At 38.5% G+C, this 24,775-nt stretch carries 15 protein-coding genes; 3 read left to right on the top strand and 12 right to left on the bottom strand.

Annotation, left to right across the window (positions count from 1 at the left end; genetic code table 11):
* Window positions 1–3: 3 nt before the first annotated feature.
* The 7 genes from ACWIB3_RS03140 to ACWIB3_RS03110 all read right to left on the bottom strand — a co-directional run bounded on the left by ACWIB3_RS03140 (window position 4) and on the right by ACWIB3_RS03110 (window position 11,603).
* Complete coding sequence (locus ACWIB3_RS03140) at window positions 4–3,387, bottom strand: TonB-dependent receptor (protein ID WP_454290839.1); 3,384 nt, start codon at window positions 3,385–3,387, stop codon at window positions 4–6.
* A gap of 238 nt (window positions 3,388–3,625) precedes the next feature.
* Entirely contained in the window at window positions 3,626–4,735 is a 1,110-nt protein-coding gene (locus ACWIB3_RS03135) for a FecR family protein (protein WP_454290838.1), read from the bottom strand.
* Between the two features lie 60 nt (window positions 4,736–4,795).
* The gene (locus ACWIB3_RS03130; RefSeq protein ID WP_454290837.1) at window positions 4,796–5,383 is read right to left on the bottom strand and encodes an RNA polymerase sigma factor; all 588 of its coding nucleotides are present in this window, start codon (window positions 5,381–5,383) and stop codon (window positions 4,796–4,798) included.
* Window positions 5,384–5,709: 326 nt separating this feature from the next.
* Complete coding sequence (gene fabD / locus ACWIB3_RS03125) at window positions 5,710–6,600, bottom strand: ACP S-malonyltransferase (RefSeq protein WP_454290836.1); 891 nt, start codon at window positions 6,598–6,600, stop codon at window positions 5,710–5,712.
* A 30-nt stretch (window positions 6,601–6,630) separates the two neighbouring features.
* A complete protein-coding gene (locus ACWIB3_RS03120; protein WP_185213235.1) occupies window positions 6,631–7,860 on the bottom strand; it encodes a M16 family metallopeptidase in 1,230 nt (409 codons plus the stop codon).
* 152 nt (window positions 7,861–8,012) lie between these two features.
* A complete protein-coding gene (locus ACWIB3_RS03115; protein ID WP_185218444.1) occupies window positions 8,013–10,853 on the bottom strand; it encodes an outer membrane beta-barrel protein in 2,841 nt (946 codons plus the stop codon).
* An 18-nt stretch (window positions 10,854–10,871) separates the two neighbouring features.
* Complete coding sequence (locus ACWIB3_RS03110) at window positions 10,872–11,603, bottom strand: hypothetical protein (RefSeq protein ID WP_454290835.1); 732 nt, start codon at window positions 11,601–11,603, stop codon at window positions 10,872–10,874.
* A 299-nt stretch (window positions 11,604–11,902) separates the two neighbouring features.
* Here ACWIB3_RS03110 and ACWIB3_RS03105 point away from each other — a divergent pair, with 299 nt between their 5' ends.
* Window positions 11,903–12,511: a ribonuclease HII gene (locus ACWIB3_RS03105; protein WP_185213238.1), complete on the top strand. Its 609-nt coding sequence runs from the start codon at window positions 11,903–11,905 to the stop codon at window positions 12,509–12,511.
* A gap of 141 nt (window positions 12,512–12,652) precedes the next feature.
* On the opposite strand, the gene ACWIB3_RS03100 is transcribed toward ACWIB3_RS03105, so the two are convergent.
* The 5 genes from ACWIB3_RS03100 to rsgA form a co-directional block, all read right to left on the bottom strand.
* Entirely contained in the window at window positions 12,653–15,124 is a 2,472-nt protein-coding gene (locus ACWIB3_RS03100) for a YfhO family protein (RefSeq protein WP_454290834.1), read from the bottom strand.
* Window positions 15,125–15,296: 172 nt separating this feature from the next.
* Window positions 15,297–15,983 carry a potassium channel family protein gene (locus ACWIB3_RS03095; protein ID WP_185213240.1) on the bottom strand — a complete coding sequence of 229 codons (687 nt, stop codon included), beginning with the start codon at window positions 15,981–15,983 and terminating at the stop codon, window positions 15,297–15,299.
* Window positions 15,984–15,988: 5 nt separating this feature from the next.
* Complete coding sequence (locus ACWIB3_RS03090; protein WP_454290833.1) at window positions 15,989–17,773, bottom strand: TrkH family potassium uptake protein; 1,785 nt, start codon at window positions 17,771–17,773, stop codon at window positions 15,989–15,991.
* Between the two features lie 65 nt (window positions 17,774–17,838).
* Entirely contained in the window at window positions 17,839–19,644 is a 1,806-nt protein-coding gene (locus ACWIB3_RS03085; protein WP_454290832.1) for a hypothetical protein, read from the bottom strand.
* Window positions 19,645–19,801: 157 nt separating this feature from the next.
* A complete protein-coding gene (gene rsgA, locus ACWIB3_RS03080; RefSeq protein ID WP_313262054.1) occupies window positions 19,802–20,722 on the bottom strand; it encodes a ribosome small subunit-dependent GTPase A in 921 nt (306 codons plus the stop codon).
* Window positions 20,723–20,841: 119 nt separating this feature from the next.
* Here rsgA and polA point away from each other — a divergent pair, with 119 nt between their 5' ends.
* Both polA and ACWIB3_RS03070 read left to right on the top strand, forming a co-directional pair.
* A complete protein-coding gene (polA, locus tag ACWIB3_RS03075) occupies window positions 20,842–23,649 on the top strand; it encodes a DNA polymerase I (protein ID WP_313262056.1) in 2,808 nt (935 codons plus the stop codon).
* A 5-nt stretch (window positions 23,650–23,654) separates the two neighbouring features.
* Window positions 23,655–24,752, top strand: a complete 1,098-nt coding sequence (locus ACWIB3_RS03070; RefSeq protein ID WP_454290831.1) for a toxin-antitoxin system YwqK family antitoxin — start codon at window positions 23,655–23,657, stop codon at window positions 24,750–24,752.
* The last annotated feature ends 23 nt before the right edge of the window (window positions 24,753–24,775 follow it).

Raw genomic sequence — 24,775 nt, 5'->3', positions numbered from 1 at the left:
AAATTAAAATCCTAATTGTAGTCCAAACGCAAATGACCTAGTTTGAGGTGCGTCTTGGAAATTGAAAACTTCAGGATCAAACGCATCGAAAAGTTTGGTGAAAGTAAATAGATTTTGACCTGATAAATAAGCTCTTACTCGGCTAAGTTTTACCTTATTAGCCCAAACTTGAGGAAGAGTATATCCTAGCGTCAATTGTTTCACCCTCAGATAAGAGGCGTCCTGTAGGTAACCGGTTTGAGTCTGTGAGTTTCCTCCATTTCCAAAACGAAGCCTTGGAAAAAAAGCATCTTGATTCTCAGGAGTCCAGTAATCGGTGGCATATATAAAAGGAACATTCCACTCACTGGTAAATCCCCAAAATGCACTATTGCTTATCCAAGCATCTCGCTTGCCGATACCCTGTAGGAAAGCAGTGAAATCAAAGCTTTTATAATTTACCCCTACATTCAATCCAAATGAATAACGAGGAGTAGAATTACCGATTATCCTCCTATCACCAGGATTGGAAACCGTATTATTGCCAAAGTCAATCTTCCCATCATTATTTAGGTCTGCATATCTTATATCTCCAGGTCTCCAAGCACCTCCCCAAATTTGACTTTGGTTAGGGGCCGAATCTATTTCCTGTTGACTTGTAAAAAAGCCTTGAGTTTCAAAACCCCAAATTTCTCCATCTAATTTGCCTTCATACCAATTGCTGAAAATTTGACTCGTGTTAAGTGGGTATTTTGTAAGCTTAGAATGGTTGTCAGCGAAAGACAATAAGAGATCATAAGAAAGGTCTTCATTAATTTGATCGTTCCATCCTATACTTAGTTCCCAACCTTTGGTAATTAAAGTCCCAGCATTTTGGTTTGGAGACGCAGTTCCTAAAACAGCGGGCAGTGGAACACCTCCAACTAGCATATCCCTAGTTCTTCTTTCATATACATCAAAAGATCCTGATAAACGATTGTTTAGAAATGCAAAGTCCAGCCCGAAGTTTGTTGTTGCAGACTTTTCCCAAGTAAAGTCATTCCTAACTAATCCTGGGGCCAATACGCCAACTCCGGTTTGATTGCCAAAAATATAGCTCAGACTATTATTGATTGGCATTGTTGGAATATATGGATAGAAATTCGCTGCGGAATAAAGCTGATTTTGATCGAATCCTTGATTTGGTAATTCACCATAGGATCCTCTAAGTTTTAGATCATTCACAACATCCCTTATCCCTTCCATAAAACCTTCTTCCGAAATTCTCCAACCTGCAGAAATCGAAGGGGTGAAAACATATCGGGTTTTTGATGAGAATCTGGACGAACCATCATATCTGCCATTTATTTCTAGCAAATATTTACTGTTAAAAATATAGTTCAACCTAAATACCGTTCCAAATAGAGCCCATTCGTTTTCAGCACCAGTGATGCTTGGTCTAGGATCATTATTTAGATTTATAGCAGGTTTTGTAGGATCTACTAAATTATTCGCAAAAACACCTAGTCTTTTATAATGGTTACTTTCTTGGTTAACCCCAAGCATGGCCTTAAAATAATGCTTTTCAGCAAAGGTGTTTTCATAAGTAGCAAAAGCATTCAATGCAAAATAATTGTGATTGTCTGTGGTTTCAGAAACGGAAGATGGGCTAGTCCATGGAAACGTCCCTAATAATATCCCATTTACACCATATTCCTTAAATGGAATTTGATGACTTTGATTAAAATTATTGTAGGCGTTCCAAGTATAGTCGGCCACAATGGATACATTTTTTATTGGTTTAATTTTCACCCCTCCCGTTAACCATAAGTCATTGGAATATCTCTTCCTTTTTCCATTATTTGCAGCTACAGCAAATGGATTGGTAAAACTACCTTGTCCAGCAAAATTTCCATCAGGATGCCTGATAGGCATTATCGGTCTTAAATCTCCAGAAATCCATCCACTAGATGTCCCGCCTGTAACCACTCCCGCTGCTTCTTTATCAGAGATGTGTGTCAAGGCAAAATTCCCAGTTAATGTAAGCCAATCTGTAATATCAGAATTAACCTTCAAGGAAGGATTCAAGCGTTCATATTTTTGACCAGCCTCCTTAAAAAGGCCTTTCTGACCAAGATAACCTAGCGAAGCAATAACCGATGTTGAACCCTGTCCTCCTTGCAAGGATAAATTATGCCTTTGCATGGGCTCAAAACCTGGATACTGTTCTTTTATCCAATCGGTGTTCCCAACGTATCTGTATTTTGCAGGGTTTCCGGGATCTACATAAACAGGTAAATTATTTACAGGGTCATTGAAATATGCCTCGGCCCGGATTGAATCTTCAACTGTAAAAGCTTCTGTAGCGGTTGTTCCTCCATCCTGACCATTTCTATTGGCTTCCCTATGCATTCTGATATAATCAACGGAATTAATATACTCTGCCATTTTTGTCGGCCTAGACATGGTATACTCTCCTGAATAGCTTATTTGTGGTTTTTGACTTTTAGGATTTTTGGTTTGGATCAATATCACCCCATATGCGGCCCTACCCCCATAAATTGCGGCAGCTGCGGCATCCTTCAGGACGGTAACATTCTCAACATCGGATGGGTCAATTGAATTCGGATCCCTTTGTACACCATCAACAAGGATCAGAGGGGTTGCCGTGCCACTGTTTATGGACCCTGTCCCTCTGATATTGAATGAGGAACCTGTGCCTGGTTTTCCATTAGCAGACGAAATATTTAGATTTGGAACTAATCCCTGCAAACCCTGTCCGAGATTTGCAATTGGTCGATCTTCCAATTTTTTAGCACTTACCGTACTTACTGCTCCTGTTAAATTTTCCTTCCTTTGAGATCCAAATCCAACAACTACAACTTCTTCCAGATCACTGCTCACCGTTTTTAGAACCACTGAAAGTTGATTTCTCCCTTGGGTTGAAACTTCTTGACTCTGATAGCCCATGGAACTGAATACCAATACGGAGTTTTCAGAAGGAACTTCTATAGCGAACTTTCCATCTATATCGGTACTGGTCCCTTGGGAAGTACCTTTAACCAACACACTGACTGCGGAAAGATTTTCACCACTTTCGTTCATGACTTTCCCAGAAACAACACGTGTTTGGTCAATTTCTTTTACTTCTGGCTTAGTACGCTCAAATTCGGTATTACTTGTTAAAGCAATTGATCTTCCTTTGATTTGATACTTTATGGCTTTGCCATTGAACAAGACGTTCAAAGCCTCAGAAATGCTTTTGTTCTTAACATTAACTGAAAAAACAGAATTTACATCTAAGTCCTTTTCATCGTAGATAAATGTATAACTTGATTGCTTACTAATGTCAATCAAGATGCTTTTTAGATTAGTATTATTATAATTTAAGCTAACCTGTTGTGCTCTAATGTTTCCTAATGAAAGCATGATTGAACTCAGAAAAATCAGTACGGTTAACTTTATTGTAAAATAAGTCTTCGAGAAATGTAGGTACTTAATAAAATACCCAATATTATTATTGATCATAAGTATTTTCATAAACAATACATGGAAAATGAGATTTTACAGTATTGTAGGTTTAAGGTTATTATATGAATTAGGTTAAAAAGTAAGAATATAGCCTTTCGCAAGATCTTACATCCCATTTATAGTGAGCGCCTTAGATTTAAGATTTTACCATAACCCTCCTTTCTTCAACATAAAACTTAATACCTGTCTTCAATTCAATTGCTGCCAGAACCTCTGATAAGACTGCATTCCTTGGAATTATTGCTGAAAGACGTTTTGATCCATGCTTACCCATGTCAACTTTGACATCATACCATCTTTCTATTTTTTTTGCAAATTCATTTAGGGGTTCATTATTCAATATATACATCCCATCCTTCCAAGAGTAAATCTCTTCGACATTGACAGAACTCACCTTAGGAAGCGAGTTTATATTAGAAACGGCTTGTTGTCCCGGCTTCAAAATAACTTTATTGTCTCTGCTAGGATTTTTCACGGCTAGACTACCCGAGATAAGCGTTGTATAGGTATTATCATTGTCCTCATAAGAATTAATGTTAAAACTTGTCCCTAATACTTCAATGATTTGCCTGTCTGCATTTACAGTAAAGGGTTTCTTTTCATCTCTAAAAACATCAAAATAGACTTCTCCCTTGATGCTTACTTTTCGTTCACTTTTATCAAATACGGATGGAAAACTGATAGAAGAAAGTGCATTCAACCAAACTTTGGTACCATCAGGAAGTGTAACTTGAAATTGACCAGCAGCAGGTGTAGATATAGTGACAGATTGGGCAACATTTAATTCACTTATTTTAGTACCATCTGCATAATGAATGGAAGAATTTGATGAAACTATACCGTTATTGTCCTCGTCCAATGGAATTGAAGCCTGCCCATCTAAAGATAGATATGCCTTGTTTGATCCAGGCATAACATTTTCACCTTTAGTAACGACATTTTGAGTTCGGTTTTTTTGAGGAACTATTTTATTATTCCATAGAAAGATAAAACACAAAGCAACAATTATAGATGCAGCAGCTAACAAGAGGTATGTTCCCTTTTTATCCTTCTTTTTAGTGATTAAATTAAGTTTTCCTTGGATTTCGATTAGGTCATCAATTATTTCCGCGTCAGAGAGGTCTTTGCCATCTGTATTAATATTTAGATACCAATCCTCAACTTGAGCTTTTTCAAACTCAGTACAATTACCAGATATATATTTATCTAATAGTTCCTTTTTTATAGAATCTTTATGATTCGCCATTGAAGTTTATCCTTGATTACTTATATGACGAATGAAAGGTGTATTGGGGGGGGGTAATAATTATAAATATTTACAAAAGAAAATCAACATTAGGTAAAGAATGCTCCCAAACTTCATTTTCAACAACCTCAGTGCTAGTTTAATATATCCTCTAACACTGTGTTCAGAAATATTTAGCTTATTGGCTATTTCTTTATGACTTAAATATTCCTTTCTACTTAATTCAAAAACTTCCTTAACCCTAGGGGATAACCTATCCAGAACACTTTCGATTTGTTCAGCAAGTAGTTTTTCACGCAATAAATAATCAGTTTCTGAGGATATTTGTTGACTAGGCTCAGTGAGGCTTTCTAAATATTTTAACTTAGATTTTTCTTTAGAAATATAGTCAATAACTCTATTTCTAATTGCCGCATACATATAGGAAGAAACTTGGCCATTAATGGAAAGGTCAGCCCGTTTTTGCCAAATACTTATAAATAAATCATGGACTATGTCTTTTGCGACTTCTCGGTCTTTCAATTTTTGATAGACATGCAAATATAAAATGCCATAATACTTGTTGTAAAGCTCTTGAAAAGCGATATTATCTCCATCTTTCAATTTCTGAAGAAGAAATAAATCATTAATATTTTGGACATTTTGCATAAAAATCGTTCTCTAAAAAGGAACCCTCCATTCTCCAAAAAATTCTATTTAATGGTCCAATGAATATAAGACAAATGATATTACAGGAAATTAGTTCTATTTCTGAGTTATAGGTGTTAATTCAACATGAATTTACCTAAAAAAATCACTATTCCTACTAAAATCCATTCAAATAATATCGACAAACTCATCACAATGGCAATTTCATTCATTAGCATTGCACCTATTTACAAAGGAAAATGTCCATAGAAATTAGTATTAACAAAATAAGCCCTGCAAATTGCAGGGCTTATATCTTCCTATTTAATAATAATTAATTTTTTATTTTACTCAGCGATAGATGCTGAAGAAGTTGGGATCTGACGATTAACTTTCTTAACCAACCCCTGAAGCACCGTACCTGGTCCAACTTCTACAAAACTTTCAGCACCATCTGCTAACATGGTCTCTACAGATTGTGTCCAGCGTACTGCACCAGTCAATTGAGCAATCAGGTTATCTTTAATTGCTGTAGGATCTTGGTAAGGCAATGCATCGTAGTTTTGATAAATAGGACAAACCGGAACTTGGATTTCAACATCCAAGATAGCTGCTTCCAATTCCTGTTTTGCTGCTTCCATCAATGGCGAGTGGAATGCACCACCTACGTTTAATTTTAAAGCACGTTTAGCACCTGCTTCCAATAGTTTTTCGCAAGCCTTGTCAACACCAGAAACAGATCCTGAAATAACCAATTGTCCTGGACAGTTATAATTTGCTGCAACGACGATATCATCAACTTGTTCACAAACCTCTTCTACAATTACATCGTCCAAACCTAAGATAGCAGCCATGGTTCCCGGTTCCAAATCCGTTGCTTTTTGCATTGCATTAGCACGCTTAGAAACCAATTTCAATCCATCTTCAAAAGATAGTGCTCCTGCAGAAACCAATGCAGAGAATTCACCTAATGAGTGTCCTGCAACCATTGCTGGCTGAAAGCTATCGCCTAATGCCTTAGCTAAAATCACAGAATGCAAAAAGATAGCTGGTTGGGTAACTTTAGTTTGTTTCAGATCCTCTTCAGTTCCATTGAACATGATGTCGGTAATACGGAAGCCTAAAATTTCATTGGCTTTTTCGAATAAAGCCTTTGAATCTTCGTTTGAGTCGTATAAGTCCTTACCCATGCCCACAAATTGTGCACCTTGGCCAGGAAAAATATATGCTGTTTTCATATGCAATTGTTTAATTCAACAAAAATATACTTAATCTTCGGGTAGAAAAGAAAGAGATGAAAGATTTTCTTTACTGAAAACCTCATTTGCTATATCTAAAATCTCTTTGGAGCTTACCAAATCAATTTTTTCAAATACTTCAGGCAGGCCAACAACACGATCATAATCTAAGATGTTTTTAGCTTCTGCGATCAATAGGCTCATCCTATTTTCTTCTGCGAGTGCAATCTGACCCTTGAACTTATTCTTCGCCTTTTCTAGTGCCTGTGCACTCAATGCCTGTTCCTTTAATTTAGTCAATTCCTTGTAAATCAGCTTTAAGGTCTTATCCACTTTCTCCGCATCCGTACCGAAATAGATACTGAATAAGCCGGTGTCAGAATAAAGACTGTAGTTGGATTCAATGGTATAAGCAATCCCGTATTTTTCACGGATATTGAGGTTCAGGATATTGGACATCCCATAGCCCCCTAATAGATTGTTCAATAGCAAGAGGCCAGTTTTTCTGTCATCATGGATTCCAAAAGCTGGTCCACCTAATACTACATGGGCTTGATTGATGGGTCTTTCTTTTTCGATCAAAGCAACTTCGGGCTTTCGCATATCTTCAGCTGCATGAATCCATTGGTGGTTATTTGGATTGCCAAAGCATTTATTGGCTATCTTGAGCACCTTTTTGTCCGAGTAATTACCTGAAATGGCAATTACAATCTTGGAAGCGTCATAATGTTGGTCAATGAATCGCTTGATATCGTCTTGTTGAATAGCCTTTAAGTCCTCTTCAAGTCCGAGGATATTGTGGCCTAGTCCAGTGTCCTTGAAGACTTGATCTTCAAAATCATCCATAATGGACTCCTCAGGACTATCGAGATAGGATGCCATCTCATCCAAGATCACTTCTTTCTCCTTATCCATCTCCTCCTCCGGAAATACGGAGTGAAATAGGATGTCTTCGAATAGGTCCAATGCCCTTTCGAGATAAGGATTTAAAAAGGAGGCATGGATACAAGTATATTCCTTGGTCGTATAGGCGTTTAAGTCGCCCCCAACGGACTCCAATCGATTTAAAATCTGATTGGTGCTCCTACGTTCCGTACGCTTGAATAACAGGTGTTCAATAAAATGAGCCGTTCCAAACTTACCAAACTCCTCATGCCTAGATCCGGCATCCACAATCAAACAAATATGCGTAATGGAAGAGGAATGAGGCTGAAACAAAACTCGCAACCCGTTGTCAAGTTGGAATATCTTATGATCCATATAGAAAAATTGAATGACAAAGGTAAGGAATAGTATTTAGTATTAAGTATATAGTAGTTAGACCGATGTTTAACAAAGGAACGGCCTATAAACTTAGGCCGTCCTTTATTTTTTATCTAAATACTAAATACTTTCTACTAAATACTAGACTGTTACATCCTAGGTCTTCTCATTCCTGGAGGCATGCCGTCGTTGTCGGTTGGGGCTACTCCGGAGAATTTTTGAAGCTTGAATGTGAATGTAAGCATGAAGTAACGACCTAGGCGGTTTGTTTGCCTGTCGATGGTCATGTTTTCTTGAACGGTCCTTGAAAGGTTGGTTTGCTCATTCAGTAAGTCGAATGCTTGGAAACGGATGGTTCCGCGTTGGCCCTTCAAAAGTCTTTGTTCGATGTAAGAATTGATGATAAATGGATTGGCATTTGTCAATGGTCCATATCCACTATTGAATGACTTGGAAAGGTCAGCACCAAATATGGTAGTAGGCGTGATGTTCACCGATCCTATCAAGGTAGGTGTCCAAGAAGAAACGTTATTGTTAAAATCACCAAGTGAGTTTCTCGTGTAGTTATACGAGTATCTTACTCCTGGGTTCAATTCAAAGTTTTCAGATGGATTGTATCTGAACATCAACCCTTGCATAAATACCCAGTTGTTGGAAATATTCTTCATCCCTTCGGTCGCACTCAATTCCCTAGCGGTATAGGAAATGTTCTTGTTATAGCTCACCCCTCCCATCAACATCAAGTTGTAGGTTTTTTCCTTCAGCGATTTTCCGAAGTGGTAAAATGAGTTTAGGTTATATACCGGATCTTCTTCATTCAGGTACCTAGTTTCGGAAATCAAACCACCTGTAGGATTGTTTTCGCGTTTTACGAAAGATACGATCTTATCTGAAGTCAAGTTACCATTAACCATCGCAAAGAAAGTGTTCCCTTTTTGGAAATCGCCTCCACGGAACCTCAACATCATCCTATGTCTGAATTCAGGATTCAGGTTCGGGTTACCATAAACGATGTTGGTAGAAGAGTTTCCGACCGCATAAGGAAGAATCTGATTGATATTAGGTTCTGTCGAAGACCCATTATAATTGATGCTCAGGTTCTTTTGTCTAGAGAACTTATATTCAAATCTTGCAATAGGCATCCAGTTCAGGTTTGAACGATCGATAATTGCATTATCTGCATCGCTGGAGGCCGTACCTTTTAATAGTGACGGCTGAACCGCAGCACCAATGGAGTATTTTACCTTATCGTTTTCAAAAGCATAATTTGCTCCAATTCTATGTGTGGTAAAAGAATAATCTTGATCGTAGTGATAATTAAGGATACGATCATCTAAATTAGGTAATGCATCTCCTTCTTCATCAAAGGCATCCTGATTCTGTTTATTGTTATAATTGTTTTTATTGAAGTCGTACTGGATTTCAATCTTTCCATGTTGGGATACTGGTTCTAGATATGATACACTAGCCCCTGCATTCCAACTTTTGTTGTTGACTTCACGGATAGTTTGTTCATAGATTTCAGCCATGCTGGTATTGGCGTTATTAGGATCTTGTATTAAGCGATCCAATACGCCTTGGTAATCCTGGGTAGTAGCGGCATTGTCATAATTAAAGTTCATGAAGAAATTCCTTCCCCTATCATTTAATTTTCTATTATAAAGACCACTGATACCAAACCTAGGTGCATCCAAGCTTCCACTTTCTACCCTATTATCCCGGGTTTCCGTATTTTCTTGGAAATCAAACCAGTTACTTACAGAATTTGAGTTTGAAGTAGTTCCAGAAAACCCTACCTGAGGTGTTAATTTTATATAATCCTTGTCTGAGATATTCCATTCTAAATTAGCTTCAAAGCGATGGCTTGAAACAATATTATTTGCAGTGGAGTCAGAACTTTGCTCCAGGTTACCACCATCAGCACCCATGATATAGTTTGTCAAACTATTCGTCAATGTTGTATTATCATCCCGACCAAAAGAGTAGCTACCATATACTTTAAGCGTTTCAGAGAAATCATGACGGATATTGACCCCGATGGATCCAACATCAGTTAGACCCGATGCGCCGCCAAACATTCCACCGCCACCGCCCGGTCGGCCACCACCACCTTGACGCATCCTTGCGCCACCGCCAATGGTACGGAAGTCAAACAGGGACGCATTCACGTTGTTTAGGTTACCCAAGATTGAGACTTGAGTTTTATCGGTCATACCCATCCACATACCTGTTGCTTGGTATCGATCTTCAGAACCGTACCCGGCACGAAGGGTTGTCATAAAGCCTTTATTATATTTAGGGTCAATTTGGATATTGATGATCTTTTCCGATTCACCAGATTTATTTCCGGTCACATTGGCCATGTCACCATAGTCATCTACAACCTGAATTTTTTCGATAATATTGGCCGGAAGGTTTTGGGTAGCGGTTTTGACGTCTCCACCGAAAAAGTCTTTCCCGTTGATCCTGACCTTGGTTACAGTTTCACCTTGGGCCGTTACGTTTCCGTCTTTGTCGACTTCAACCCCCTGTAATTTCTTAAGGGCGTCTTCAGCAACTGATCCTTCGCGGAGTTTGAGGTCTTTGGTAGAGTATTCTACGGTATCCCCCTTTACCTGCACAGTCAGTACGCCTTGGATCACCACCTCTTCGATCTGGTTTTCATTGACGGCCAATTCAAAACTAGGGATTTGGATTTCCTTTTGCCCTTCAGGAAAGTCCACTTCCTTTTCAAAAGGTGAGAAGCCTAGGCTGCTTACCCTGATCTTAAATTTTGTGGCTTTAACATTTTCAAAGGTATAGAAACCAGCATTGGTAGAGCTAGTTGCTATGGTGTCAGATGCCGTTATCAACCGCACTGACGCTCCTGATATGGGTCTTGATTCGGTATCCCGAAGCATCCCAGATACGACACGGCCAGATTGACCGTATACGGTAATTCCCATTGCCATGAAGCATAAGCATATCAAGGCTTTCAATAATCTATCCATATATCAATTAAACTAATTCTAGTTCAGCGTCCCTAAGATCCAAGCATCAATCTTGGTCTTATACGGACTTTTAACCGTCGGGCTGTATCGACCGTACATCGATCCCCTGGGGTCAGGTCTGCTTTTGATAGTTTTCTGTAATATGGTAAATCTATTGTTAATCATGATTTGGATAGCAACTGGATCTTTAAGATCCTTGATACCAATTGATTGAATCGGAATTTTTGATTCATAAACCAAAACATCATTGTCCATCAATTTTGCTAGTGCCAGCACGCCATACGTGTTTTCGAATGACAGCCTACCATCTACAATCCGAGCAAAACCCTTCACGCCATACCCCCTGCTTCGCTTGATCAACTCTTCGCGAACATTCATATTCGGGAGGTTTTCATCGTTTACCATTGCTCTGACTGACTCGCTGTCTGGGATCGGAAAGATTAAAATTGCCCCATCTTTCTTTTTTCCTTCAGGGTTGATATTCACGATGATACCATTTCGAGCTGCTTCCTGTTGCAAGGCAAGGTTCTTGATTTGAACTGCGGTGTACAGATAGTTAGCGTCGTTTGTAACAGCAAAGCTCCAGCTGGAATCTTGACCTATTACAGATAGCTGATTTCCCCATTCCTTGAGGTCTCCGTCGACCTGGACTTGGAAAGTGGGTAAAATAGCATATCGGTCTTTTTTCTTCTGCGCCAACAAGTTTGAACTAGCAAAGATTAGAATGGCAATAATGATATTCCTTTTCATACAATTCAAGTAATCTTGTATTTACCAGCAGTATAAGAAAAAAATTTATATTCCCGAATACATAGCAAAGAAAAACACAAGAAGTGTAAATTAGTGTAAAACGAGGTTAATCACGGAGTTGTTACATTTCTTTGGGGTAGTATTTAGTATAAAGTATTTAGTATTTAGACTCTAGCTTCGGCCAGATTTTCAATGATTTTGATATGGTTTTCTTGCCTTTAAAAGGATAAATCTATGGTTGATACACCAGTCTAAATACTAAATACTAAATACTAACTACTAAATACTACCTTTACAGCATGAATTCAATTACTTTACTTTCAACTTTTCAGCGGGACTTTATTGAAGCGGGATGTGATGAGGCTGGCCGAGGTTGTTTGGCGGGGCCTGTATTTGCAGCGGCTGTGGTATTTCCGGCGGATTATTGTAATCCCGTATTGAATGATTCCAAGAAGCTCTCGGAGAAGAAACGCATGGAATTAAGGCCAATTATTGAGCAGGAAGCCTTGGCTTATGCCGTTGCGAGTGTTTCGGCTGAAGAGATTGATAAGATCAATATCCATAAAGCCTCTTATTTGGCGATGCACAAGGCTTTAGATATGCTTGCTGTGAAACCAGGTTTCCTGATCATTGATGGCAATAAATTTATTCCTTATCCCAATGTGCCTCATTCCTGTATAATAAAGGGTGATGGCAAGTACCTCTCCATTGCGGCAGCTTCGATCTTGGCAAAGACCTATCGCGATGAGTACATGGAAAACATTGCTGTTGATTATCCAGATTATGATTGGATGCAGAATAAAGGCTACCCGACCATAAAACATAGGCAAGCGGTCTTACAGTTGGGGTTGACCCCTCACCATAGAAAGACCTTTAGGGTCACTGATCCGCAGTTGACCTTGTTTTAGGGGATATATTTTCCCTTTGCTATGGGAACACCAAGACTCCGCAGAGTAAGACTTAACACGCTGGCTGAACATTCTAAGATAAAAGCAAAAAAAGGAGATTCTCTAATAAAGAATCTCCTTTTTCTATACGCTTAAGCCATTTTATTTGACTTTTTCTTTTCTATGTTTGATAGATAACCAAATTGCGAATCCTAGACCTAAAACAAGGGTAATGGATGCAATCAGTGAAATGATATTGCTGATTCGCATAGAATTTGGTGCAAAAACAAATTCTACTTTGTGGTTACCGCCTGGTAGGGATAAACCTCTCAATAGGTAATCAGTTCTGATAATAGGCACTTCTTCGCCATCAACGTAAGCTTTCCAGCCTTTGTCATAATAGATCTCAGAGAATACCGCAAAGACATTGTTCCCTGCCGAATATTCATACTTCAAGGTATCAGGATGGTAAGATGTCAATTTAATTTCAGCGTTATTTGGCTGACCAATGGATTTGTCCCCTAATTGGCCTTTCAATCCTTCGTTTACAATGGCCTCTTTTTTCGGATCAAAGGTACCCAAGGCATCCATCTCAGCTTGGTTGCTGTTGACAAATTTAACATTGTTCACAAACCAGGCATTTCCTAATGCAGAGCTTCTGCGTTGGATCCTATCTGAATTGTTGCTTTGATCTTTTGTGATGACATATCGTACATTCAACATGTCCAACACGTCTTCATTAAAGTTGCCATTGAATTGATGTTCCAATAATTCTTGGAAGCGCATCAATTTGGCAGCATGATATCCACCGATGCTCTTGTGGAAGTATGAAGCACTGGCATCATTGAACGGACTTGTCGTCAGATCAAACACTCTATAAGAAAGGTCTTTGTCCAAATGTATCAATTGATCAACTTCTCTTTCAGGGATCGGTTTTTCATAGATACTCTTGTCTACAAAAGATTCTGTGTTTAAATACCTTTTATCAACTGACCAAAGATCTACTAGGGTAATAACGGCTACCGCAGCAATCAAGATTCCCGCATTAAGTTTTTTCTTAACGAAAAACCATACAAAGGCGAAGGTCAACACCACAATAAAGAAAGAACGCCAAGCATCATTTGAAGCCATATCAGCACGGTCCTTCAACAATGAATTGGCCAATTCACTAGCTAAACTTGGGTCTTGAATATATTGTTGCAATGAGGCAACATAATCCTGATGGTTTGAAATACGTAGAGAAAGCAAACTAGGCATCACTGCAATAAGCAGACACAGCAAAGCAACGGCTCCACCAGAATATAATACTTTTTTATCTAGATCTTTGATTTCATTTCCACGCGTAATAATCTCGTTCAATCCCATGATTGCAAGAAGAGGGATCAAGACCGAAGGGATAACCAAAATTGATTCTACAGCCCTGAATTTGTTGTACATTGGGAAGTAGTCAAAGAATAGATCGGATATAAATGGCAAGTGACGACCAAACGAAAGCAAAATAGTCAGCAAGGTTGCTGCTAAAATCCACCATTTTAATCTGTCTTTTACCACGAATAGCGCTAGGACAAATAAGAAAATTATGCCTGCACCAAAATACCAAGGTCCAGAGGTAAATTGTTTTTCACCCCAATAAGTAGGGAAAAGTCTATTTGCATACTGCAGAGCTTCTTCTTTGGATGCACCAATTTTCTGTAAGGTTTTAATGGTATTGGATTCTGGGGTTAATGTACCTCCAGAACGGCCACCATAGGCATTTGGAATCAAAAAGGTAATATTTTCACCAATACCTTGGCTCCATGCATAGGCATATTCCTTATCTAGACCTGCGGCAGATTTACCAGAATCATCTGTTTTGCTGATGTTCGCTTTTCCGCGGATGGTTTCCTTGCTATATTCATAAGTTGGGAACAACACCGATGCATTGACCAAAACTGCGACAACAACCCCGATCAGCTGCAAACCAGTAGCTTTTAAGAAATTGTTCAATTTTTTGTCACGGATAGCGTAATATAACTCAAACCCAACCAATACCAATAAGGCAAGGAAAAGGTAATAGGTCATCTGGATGTGATTTGCCCTGAGTTCAAGTGCCAAGAATAGGGCCAGTAGACTAGGTCCCCAAAACTTGCTGCCGCGATAGCAGAGGATAACCGAACCGATAATAGGCGCGAAATAAGCGATAGCATAAGCCTTATTGATGTGCCCAGCTTCGACATATATCATATTATAGGATGAAAACGCGAGTGCGACGGCACCAATGGCCGCGACCCAAGGCTTCATTCGCAATACAGCGAAGAGGAAATATCCACCTAGGAGGAACATGAGCAAGACATCCGCTGGCGGAGGAAATATAGCTCGAATAGCAGGTCCGATGTGGGTGGTGATATTATTGGCATGATCATACCAAATTTGGTAGGTTGGCATCCCTCCGAACATTGAATTCGTCCATAATGGAGTCGTACCGTCTTTTTCTCTATAATCAAAAATTTCTTTCTGACTACCACGAGCTTGCATCACGTCACTTTGTAGTAAGGTTTTGCCTTGCCATACTGGCGTAAAATAAAACACCACTAGAAGCAAGAAGATGCCTATAATGATTAAGTGATTCTGATTTTCCTTAAACCAAGTTTTCATCTAGTAATTAATAGGATTATTAATGATATAGCTCCAAAAATATAGAATAGAGTTGAGATTTGAGATAAGAGATATCAGAAAGTTGAAATAAAACAAAAGAAGCCTATAGGATTATTTGGCTTCTTCGATTGATTAATTTTGTCTGGAGCAAGGATTTAGTTAAAAGTTTATTTTAACCTTTCTGAATCAAATCTTTAATATTTGCCAGTTCACCAAATAGGACCAGAAGGTCGTTTTCCATTAATACGGTATCGGATTTTGCAATCCCTGAAGCCTCTTTGTTCACCCGAGTCGAACCATCCTTGGTGGTTTCATTTTCTACATGAACAGTCGTCAGGACAATAACCTTGTATTTATTGGTCAGATCGGCATCTTTTAAGGTCATTCCCACGTATTTGCTAGGAACTTTTGTTTCGATAATACTGTATTTTTCAGATATCTTAAACGAGTCAACAATATCAATATTATCCAAACGCATCGCTAAACGCTCTGCGGCCTCTTCTTCCGGCATAATATATTCATCAATGTTCATGGCTTCCAGTACAGTCTTTTGTAGATCTGAAACTACCCGACCAATAATCCGTTTTACTTTCAGTTGTTTTAGAAGAGCCACTGTCATCAAACTTGCACCTTCTTCCTCACCGATCGCTACAATAACGGCATTACTTTCCCTTAAGGGCAATGAACTGACCGCATCACGGTCGGTACTGTCCAGACATACGGTATGGGTAATGCGGTCTTTGGTCTGTTCAACAATGCTCATGTTTTTATCAGCCGCGATTACTTCATGTCCTAGCTCGGTAAGGTGGATTGCCAAAGATCTCCCAAAATGCCCTAATCCTAATACTATATACTTCATATCTCTTAAAACAATACTTTTTCAGTTGGATAAATATAACTTTTGTTCTTTGTGTTTTTAATAAATGCAACCAATAAGGTTAGCATTCCTACCCTTCCTACAAACATGGTAAACATTAAAATAATCTTACTCGTCGCCGTTAAGGAAGAGGTAATTCCAAGGGATAAACCACAGGTTGTATATGCAGAAACGGATTCAAACAACAAAGGAATCATCTGTTGGTTTGGATCTGAAAAATTCAATAAGATAAAGCTTAAGGTAATTGTCAGAACGGATAGCAGAATAATGGCAAAGGCTTTATTCACTGATTCAGATGCAATTTTGCGTTTATAGATTTCGATGGATTCTTTTCCTTTGGCAAGCGCCACAATATTCATCAAGGCAATGGCAATGGTCGTTACTTTTACTCCACCCCCTGTTGATCCTGGTGAAACTCCAATCCACATCAAGGTCACAAACATGATCAATGTGGGAATATTGATAAAGTTTAAGTCCACACTATTAAATCCAGCTGAGCGGGTAGAGTTCGCCATGAAAATGGAAGTTACCCATTTTCCAAAAGAGGATTTATCCGCCATCAGGCTATGATTTTGTTCCAGAATAAAGAAAGAAAGTGTAGCCAAAAGGATAACTGTGACATTACAGACTACAATAAACCTGGAATTGAACGAAAAAACCTGCGGTTTATATCGATAACTTTTCTTCTGTATCAATCTACGGACCATAGATTTCACTTTTTCCTGGACCCAAGTATATAGGTTAAATATGGTTCCAAAACCGAAACCTCCTAAAATAAACATGGATGCTACCGCCAATTGAAAATTATAGTTGAACCGGTATTCATCGCTGGTTACCCCATCTTTAATAATGGTAAAACCTGCATTACAGAATCCTGAAATGGCATGAAAGCAAGAAAAGAAAATCATCTCTCCAACGGAGTCAAAATATTTAGCTTCTAATGAGGCAAAAATCATAATGGCACCGATCAGTTCGAAAAGAAGAGTGATAAAGATGATGGTCAGTAGAGTGGAGATTACAGAATTCAGTTTGTTTTCGCCTAAGATCTCTCCGAACATCAATTGATTTTTGAAGGAAAAACCTCCTGAAAAGAAATACCCAAAGAATCCCGTAAAGGTCATGATCCCTAATCCACCTACTTGGATCAAGGCCATAATGACGGATTGCCCAAAAAGGGAAAAATTGGTCGAAATATCCGTTGTGGAAAGCCCTGTGATACAGACGGCGCTTGTGGCCATAAAAAAAGCGTCGACAAAACTTAATGGCGCTTCCAGTGTCGTACGAGGCAGCATCAACAGAAACGCACCTAGAATAATCAATCCCAAGAAACTGATGACAAATAATATGGTCGGATTGAAGTAGAAATTATCAAAGAAAAGGCTGTTTTTCGAAAGTTCTGAGAGGAATATAATGGCAATCCCAAGATATAGCCATTCGTCTTTTGCAAAGGTAGATAAGAAACCACCTGTAATCCTCGAAATCGTTATTAACAGGAAATAGGCACTGACCAATACCCCTGTATAGTGCGACACATTAATTCGCCGAGCTACGAGTATTGATGAGGCAGTTCGAATGATCTCAAAAAGAAAAAGACCATAATATAGAGCTACAACTGCACCCTCGGTAATTACTGCAACCTCCGGATCCGTAATGTAACCTACATGCACAACCATTGTTACAGCACTGATCAAACTGACATAAAAAACAATCTGGTCTACGGTTTTCTTTTTATAACGAAATATATATTTTAGGAAGCTAAAAATCGAATCCATCAAGTTACAAACATAGCAATATCTTCATTAATGAATGGCCCATTAAAAAAAGCTTTCACGTGAAACTAATTTTTCTTTTCTTCTTTTTCTTTATCTTTCTTTTTGAACAACCCTTTGATGAAATTGCCTGTACGCTTGACTACGCCCTTGGTTTCATCAACGACATCCTTACCTTTTTCAGCGGCTCCCATCAGTTTTGCCTCGCGTTCTTTGCTGATTCCCGCACATTGTTTGATCCCGTCCAGAAGGCTCTGCCATAACGTTTTGAAAAAAGTATGTTCCGGCACACGCTTATAATTTACCTTGCCAATATGGTATTTTTCATTGGCATCAGGATTACTGTCATTGATCAGGATGTTGTTGACCACAAAGGATAATACCCCCTTTTTCGTTTTACTCATTCCTGGATCGACTGCGTTCATCAGGTTCAATTTTAGGTGGTCATAGTCGAATCTAAATTCCCCCCAGTTTCTATGGTCATTGGCCTGATAATTAAAACTGATGCTTCTAATATTTCCTGAGGCTATTTCAGCATTTAGCAGAGGGGTCAAGATTTTATTGAAAGCTGGAGCCTGCATCCTTCCTAAAGAACCTTTATAGGTATGATAGCCATCTTTGCTCAGCATGTCAAAGCCAAACTGGATTTTTAACAGACCGGCGTTCATGATCCTTGCCTGTAGATCCGCCCGCATAAATTTATTTTTCACCAAAAATGTACTGTCATTGGTGACATTGGTCAATGTTCCTTTGGCATGATTAAAGGTAATTATACCTTCTTTATTGTATTTCGCAGAATGTTCGCCATAAAGGACGTCAACATTATCCACAAATACGGTATCAATCCTAATGAGCTGTTTAACTTTCATTAATTGCTGCTGAGGTGATTTCCCTATCTTGGAGATACTCTTTTTAGGATACCTCTTATCATTATATAAGGAAACGGATCCGTTTTTAATCTGTACATGTTGCGCAATGGTCTGCTGGTTGTCAATCAGTTCCTTGAAGTCCAATTTTTCGAAACGAAGGGTGTCAAACTTCATGACCGCCATGGTTATGTTTTCATTTCTGGTCTTAAAATATGCTGCCTTGCTCATTTTTGGAGCATACTCAACCTTGGTCAACAATACGTTTTGATCCTGAGTATTCATGATCAAATGGTCAAATTTGGCTTTGTATATGCCGTTGGAGAGTTCATATTCAAACTTTGGCACTTCTACCTCGACCATCTTGGTGTAAAAAAGGCGGGTCGTATCATGTATTGAGGCCTGATCCACCAAAATATCATGCACCTTGATGCCTATGCTATCCAAGACGATATCGCTGGATTTGCCCTCTTCGATTTTGGAGAACTTAAATTTTACATTGTCAATGTGAATGTCACGAACATTGATGGAACTAAATACATCTTTGATATTATCATATAGCGTCTTTGACTGTTGCGGCTGAATGGTATCATTATAGGCATGACGTTCGGAAATCATATGGATATCAGGGGAATCAAAATTGATTTCCTTGATATACAGCTTCCTGTTCTTGATTACATCCCAGATATTGAATCTGCGGACCTTTAAGGCTGAAAGTTTGATATGATAGCGGCTATTAGGCGCCTCTTTAGTGAGCACCATTTTCCGATAGATAGCAGAATCAGGAATCAATTCTGCATTTTTTAAGGTGACATTTCCCAGAGCCACATTGAGGTCCAAATCATCATATTTCAATGAATAAAGACCATTTGTAGCTTTTGAAACTGTTTCCTTGAGTTTTTCTTCTACAATAGGTTTCCAATTTCGGCTATAATACCAGCCAATTCCCAAAATAGCCAAAATTAAGACGGCTATAATCCCAATAATCCATTTCCAAATAGGTTTCATAAAATTCAAAAAAACGGTTTATCCCCAGCTTGTGTTATTTCCTAACAACAATATAGCCAATATGTTTATTTACTGGAGAAAATATTTAAATAGAATTAAATCAACTAACTGAAAAAGAACAAAATAACTACAAATCTTCGGGAAAATTTTGAAGGAATTAATTCCTGTTGTTTTCGTTATTGTAGATACTCAGATAGCTATCGTAGCGTGAGGGTTCAATTTCACCATTTTCCAATGCGTTCAAAACAGCACATCCCGGCTCATTGATATGTCTACAATTATGGAATTTACATTGGTTAAGGAGGTTTCGCATTTCAGGGAAATAATGGGAAAGTTCTTGGGGTTCGATATCCACGATCCCCAATTCTCGAATCCCCGGAGTATCGATGAGCTTCCCTCCAAATGGTAGATCGATCATCTCTGCGAAGGTGGTTGTATGCTTTCCTTTATCTGACCAGTCGGAAATATTACCGGTTTTAAGATCGGCTCCTGGAATAATGGCATTGATCAAAGTAGATTTTCCAACGCCTGAGTGACCAGAAATGAGGGTAATCTTGTCTTTTAAAACTTCATTCAGTTCTTCTATATTTTCCTTTTCCAATGCGGATACGGTATAACATGGGTAACCCAAGTTTTCATAAATGGCCATGTATTCTGCCAAGATCTCAAGGCCCTCTTCAGAAAAAAGGTCCAATTTGTTGAATACAAGTGCCGCTGGAATCCCATAAGCTTCAGCTGTTACCAGAAATCTATCGATGAAGCCAGTAGATGTAGGTGGCGAGGCCAAAGTAACCACCAAGAGTGCTAGATCTAGATTTGCACCAATAATTTGAGTTTGCTTGGAAAGGTTTACTGATCTACGAATGATATAGTTTTTCCTCGGTTCAAGTTTAGTGATAACCGCGCTTTGTTGGCCATGTTCAATTTCAAACTCCACCCTATCCCCCACAGCAATGGGGTTAGTTGTTTTAATACCTTGGGTTCTGAATATTCCTTTTATCCGACATTCATATCTTTTTCCATCATCATCCAAAACTTGGTACCAACTACCGGTAGATTTTGTTACAAGTCCGCGCATATCAATTTTCCATGTTATTTAAAAATACAAGCAATTCCCGCAAAAATGGAAAAAAATAATTAATCTTTGCGTCTATTTGAATTTGTTAACTTTGTTATACAGGTAAAAAAACGAAGAATTTGAAAAAGTTATTTCTTTTAGACGGGATGGCATTAATTTACCGTGCATACTTCGCACTAAGTAAAACACCCCGCATTACATCATACGGACTGAACACAGGGGCAATTATGGGTTTCACCAATACCTTGCTCGATGTTTTAAATAATCAGAAACCTAGTCATATTGCTGTTGTATTCGATACTGCAGCACCAACCAATAGACATTTAGAGTTTGAGGCATACAAGGCTCAACGGGAAAAGATGCCCGAGGATCTTGCCGCTTCCATTCCTTATATTTATCGCTTGATCGAAGGGTTCAATATCCCGATCATTACCATGGATGGTTATGAGGCCGACGACATCATTGGGACTTTAGCGAAAAAGGGTGAAAAGAAGGATTTTAAGGTCTATTGCATGACTCCTGACAAGGATTTTGGCCAATTGGTATCGGACAATATTTTCATATATAAACCTGCCCGTATGGGTAATGGCGCTGAAACTTTAGGTGTTCCTGAAATTTTGGAGAAATGGGAAATAAACAATGTCCATGAAGTCATCGATATTTTAGGGTTATGGGGTGATGCTGTTGACAACATTCCAGGGATTCCGGGGATTGGAGAGAAAACCGCTAAAAAATTAATCCAAGAATTTGGATCTATCGAAAGCCTGATCCAAAACACAGATAAACTGAAAGGCAAACTGAAAGAAAATGTAGAAAACTTTTCGGAACAGGGATTGATTTCTAAAAAGCTTGCTACCATTTTACTTGATGTTCCGGTAGAATTGGACGAAAAGGCATTGGAATTAGAGAAACCTAATAAAGATCTGTTAGAGCCTTTGTTTGTTGAATTGGAGTTCCGGACTTTAGGAAAAAGAGTTTTTGGAGAGGATTTCAGCATGGTTGAAAATTCGGCACCAAAAGCTGGGCAAATGGATCTTTTTGCAGTCCATAATGATGCAAACTTAGAAGGATCAAAGAGCAATCAACCTGCGGAAGTTGTCGAAAACCCAGTTTTTACAAACATTCAAAATACTGCACACCAATATATACTTGTTGACAGCGAAGAAAAACAAAAGGAACTTGCACTGCAATTAGCCAAAGAGGAATCCTTCTGTTTTGATACGGAAACAACCGGTTTGGATGCTCTACAAGCGGAATTGGTTGGAATTTCATTTAGTACCAAGGCTTTTGAAGGTTATTATATACCAGTTAGTGCAGATCAAGATGAAGCGCAAAAAACAGTGAATATTTTCAAAGAGATATTTGAAAATGAAGGCATTAAGAAAATTGGTCAAAATCTAAAATATGACATCCTTCTTCTATCCAGATATGATGTTGATGTTAAAGGTGAGTTTTTTGACACTATGCTTGCCCATTACCTCATTGATCCTGACACTCGCCATAACATGGATTACCTTTCAGAGACTTATTTAAACTATACTCCAGTTTCTATTACCGATTTAATCGGGGGTAAAGGGAAAAATCAGGGAAATATGCGGGATGTTGATGTCGAGCTGGTGAAAGAGTATGCTTCTGAAGATGCTGACATTACCTTACAATTAAAAAACAAGCTCGCTCCTCTTCTTGAGGAAACTTCCACTATAGAGTTAGCTCAAAAGGTTGAATTTCCATTATTAAAAGTGTTGGCAGATGTGGAAAGAAATGGAGTAAAAGTGGATGTAGATACCTTGAAGCAGTTTTCAAAAGAAATAGAAAAAGAAGTAAAGGTATTGGAGCAACAGATTTATGAAAAAGCAGGTGTTACCTTTAATATCGCCTCTCCAAAACAACTTGGAGAAGTTCTATTTGACAAACTTCAACTAGATCCGAAAGCTAAAAAAACAAAAACAGGTCAATACAAAACCGGTGAAGACGTTCTTTTGGCTTTGGCAAACAAATCTGACATCGTACAGGATATTTTAGATTTTAGACAGCTTCAGAAGTTGAAATCCACTTATGTCGATGCCCTTCCAAATCTGATCAATCCCAATACAGGATTAATACATACTTCCTACAATCAGGCTGTGGCAGCCACTGGAAGGTTGAGTTCTACAAATCCAAACTTACAGAATATCCCAATCCGTACGGAAAGAGGAAGGGAAGTGAGAAAGGCCTTTATCAGCCGAAATGAAGACTGGACATTGCTATCTGCCGATTATTCTCAGATTGAGCTAAGGATCATGGCCGAATTAAGTCAAGATGTTAATATGTTGGAGGCCTTTAAACAAGGATTAGACATTCACAAGGCAACTGCTGCTCGCGTTTATTCGGTGTCATTGGAGGAAGTTAATTCTGATATGAGGAGAAATGCCAAGGCTGTAAACTTTGGGATTATTTATGGACAATCTGCATTTGGTCTGTCACAAAATTTGGGAATCAGCCGCAAAGAAGCTGCAGAAATCATTGACCAGTACTTCACTCAATATACAGGTATTCGAAAATATATGGGCGAAGTAATTGAATTTGCGAAGGAAAATGGATATGTGGAAACTATATTGAAAAGAAGGCGTTATCTAAGGGATATCAATTCTGCAAATATGACCGTTAGAGGATTCGCAGAGCGAAATGCCATCAATGCTCCAATACAGGGTTCTGCAGCAGATCTGATTAAAATAGCCATGATAAATATCCAAAAAGATATTGCAGAAAGAGGAATGGAAGGCAAGATGATCATGCAGGTACATGATGAGCTTGTATTCGATGTTCCCAATCATGAAATCAATGAATTTAAATCCATCATCGAAAATAGGATGAAAAACGCTATTGAGATGCAAGTTCCAATTGAAATAGAGATTGGTGAAGGAAGAAATTGGTTAGAAGCACATTAAACAAAATGAAGATACTGAGTAGTTTTTTATTCTTTATTGTAATTTTCTTGGACAGCTTCGCTCAGGACCGAAGCCCTATTTTTTTTGAAAAATCTGGAGAAAACCTCGTCCGTTTTTATTTTGACAACAATTATTATTTAGTTGATAGAGACTGTGAATTTAAGAGCATTGAGCGTGTAGCGAGTTTTGATCCTGCAAGCAGTAAATATATCGGTTCATTTACCGATTTTGATCTCGAAGGCAGGCCGATACTTGAAGGTTCTTATGTCGATGGGAAAAAATCTGGCTATTTCAAGTCCTATCACCCCAATCGATCTATTAAATGGGAAGCCACATTTGTGAATGATAGACCCCAAGGCAATTGGAACTACTATTATCCGGATGGAGCATTAATGATGGTTGTAGAATTTTCTCCTGACTATGTGAAAATCATGGAGTTCAATGATACCCGGGGTCGGAAGGTTGTAGAAGGAGGAAATGGCAGGTTTGATTTCAATGTACCTTTCCAAGGCTATAATCCCTATGGCTATCCATTTGTAAAGCATAAAGGAAAATTAAAAGACGGTGTGCCAGACGGAATTTGGCAAATTTATTATACAGCGGACAAATTAGCTGATTTAGTTGCTGAGGAAGTCTACTATAGAGGGGTTTTCAAATCCGGATATGATATAATCAATGAAACTGAGTATTCATCTCCTATTTTCAGCGTTCTACCGGTTGAAAATTTCTTTAGGGCAGAAAAATTCATTTCCAAGGGCTGTAATTACGATGAAATCGCAGGTTATAACAGCTATTTAACTGATTATCTCACCCAACCTTTTCATTCTTTTGAATTGAGAGCACCTATTGAGGATAATTTCGAATATAAAGTTCAGGTAAGCAAGGATGGAAACCCATCAAAACTAGAGATCATAGATGATGTTCCTGAGGAGATAAGCAGACCATTTAAGTTGGTATTAAATTCCGTAGAGCGATATATTCCCTCGTTTGTAAATGGGGAATACATTCAGGATGAGATTACTGTAAAGGGAAAAGTATCATCGGACGAATCTGGAAAGATACAATTCCATAGCTTGAACATTGCTAGAAAGAATGAACAATAGGACATTAATAGAGAATAATTATA

Source organism: Sphingobacterium sp. NPDC055431 (assembly GCF_053644255.1).
Note: the sequence above shows the minus strand (reverse complement) of the source record. Positions and strands in the feature narration are given on the sequence as shown.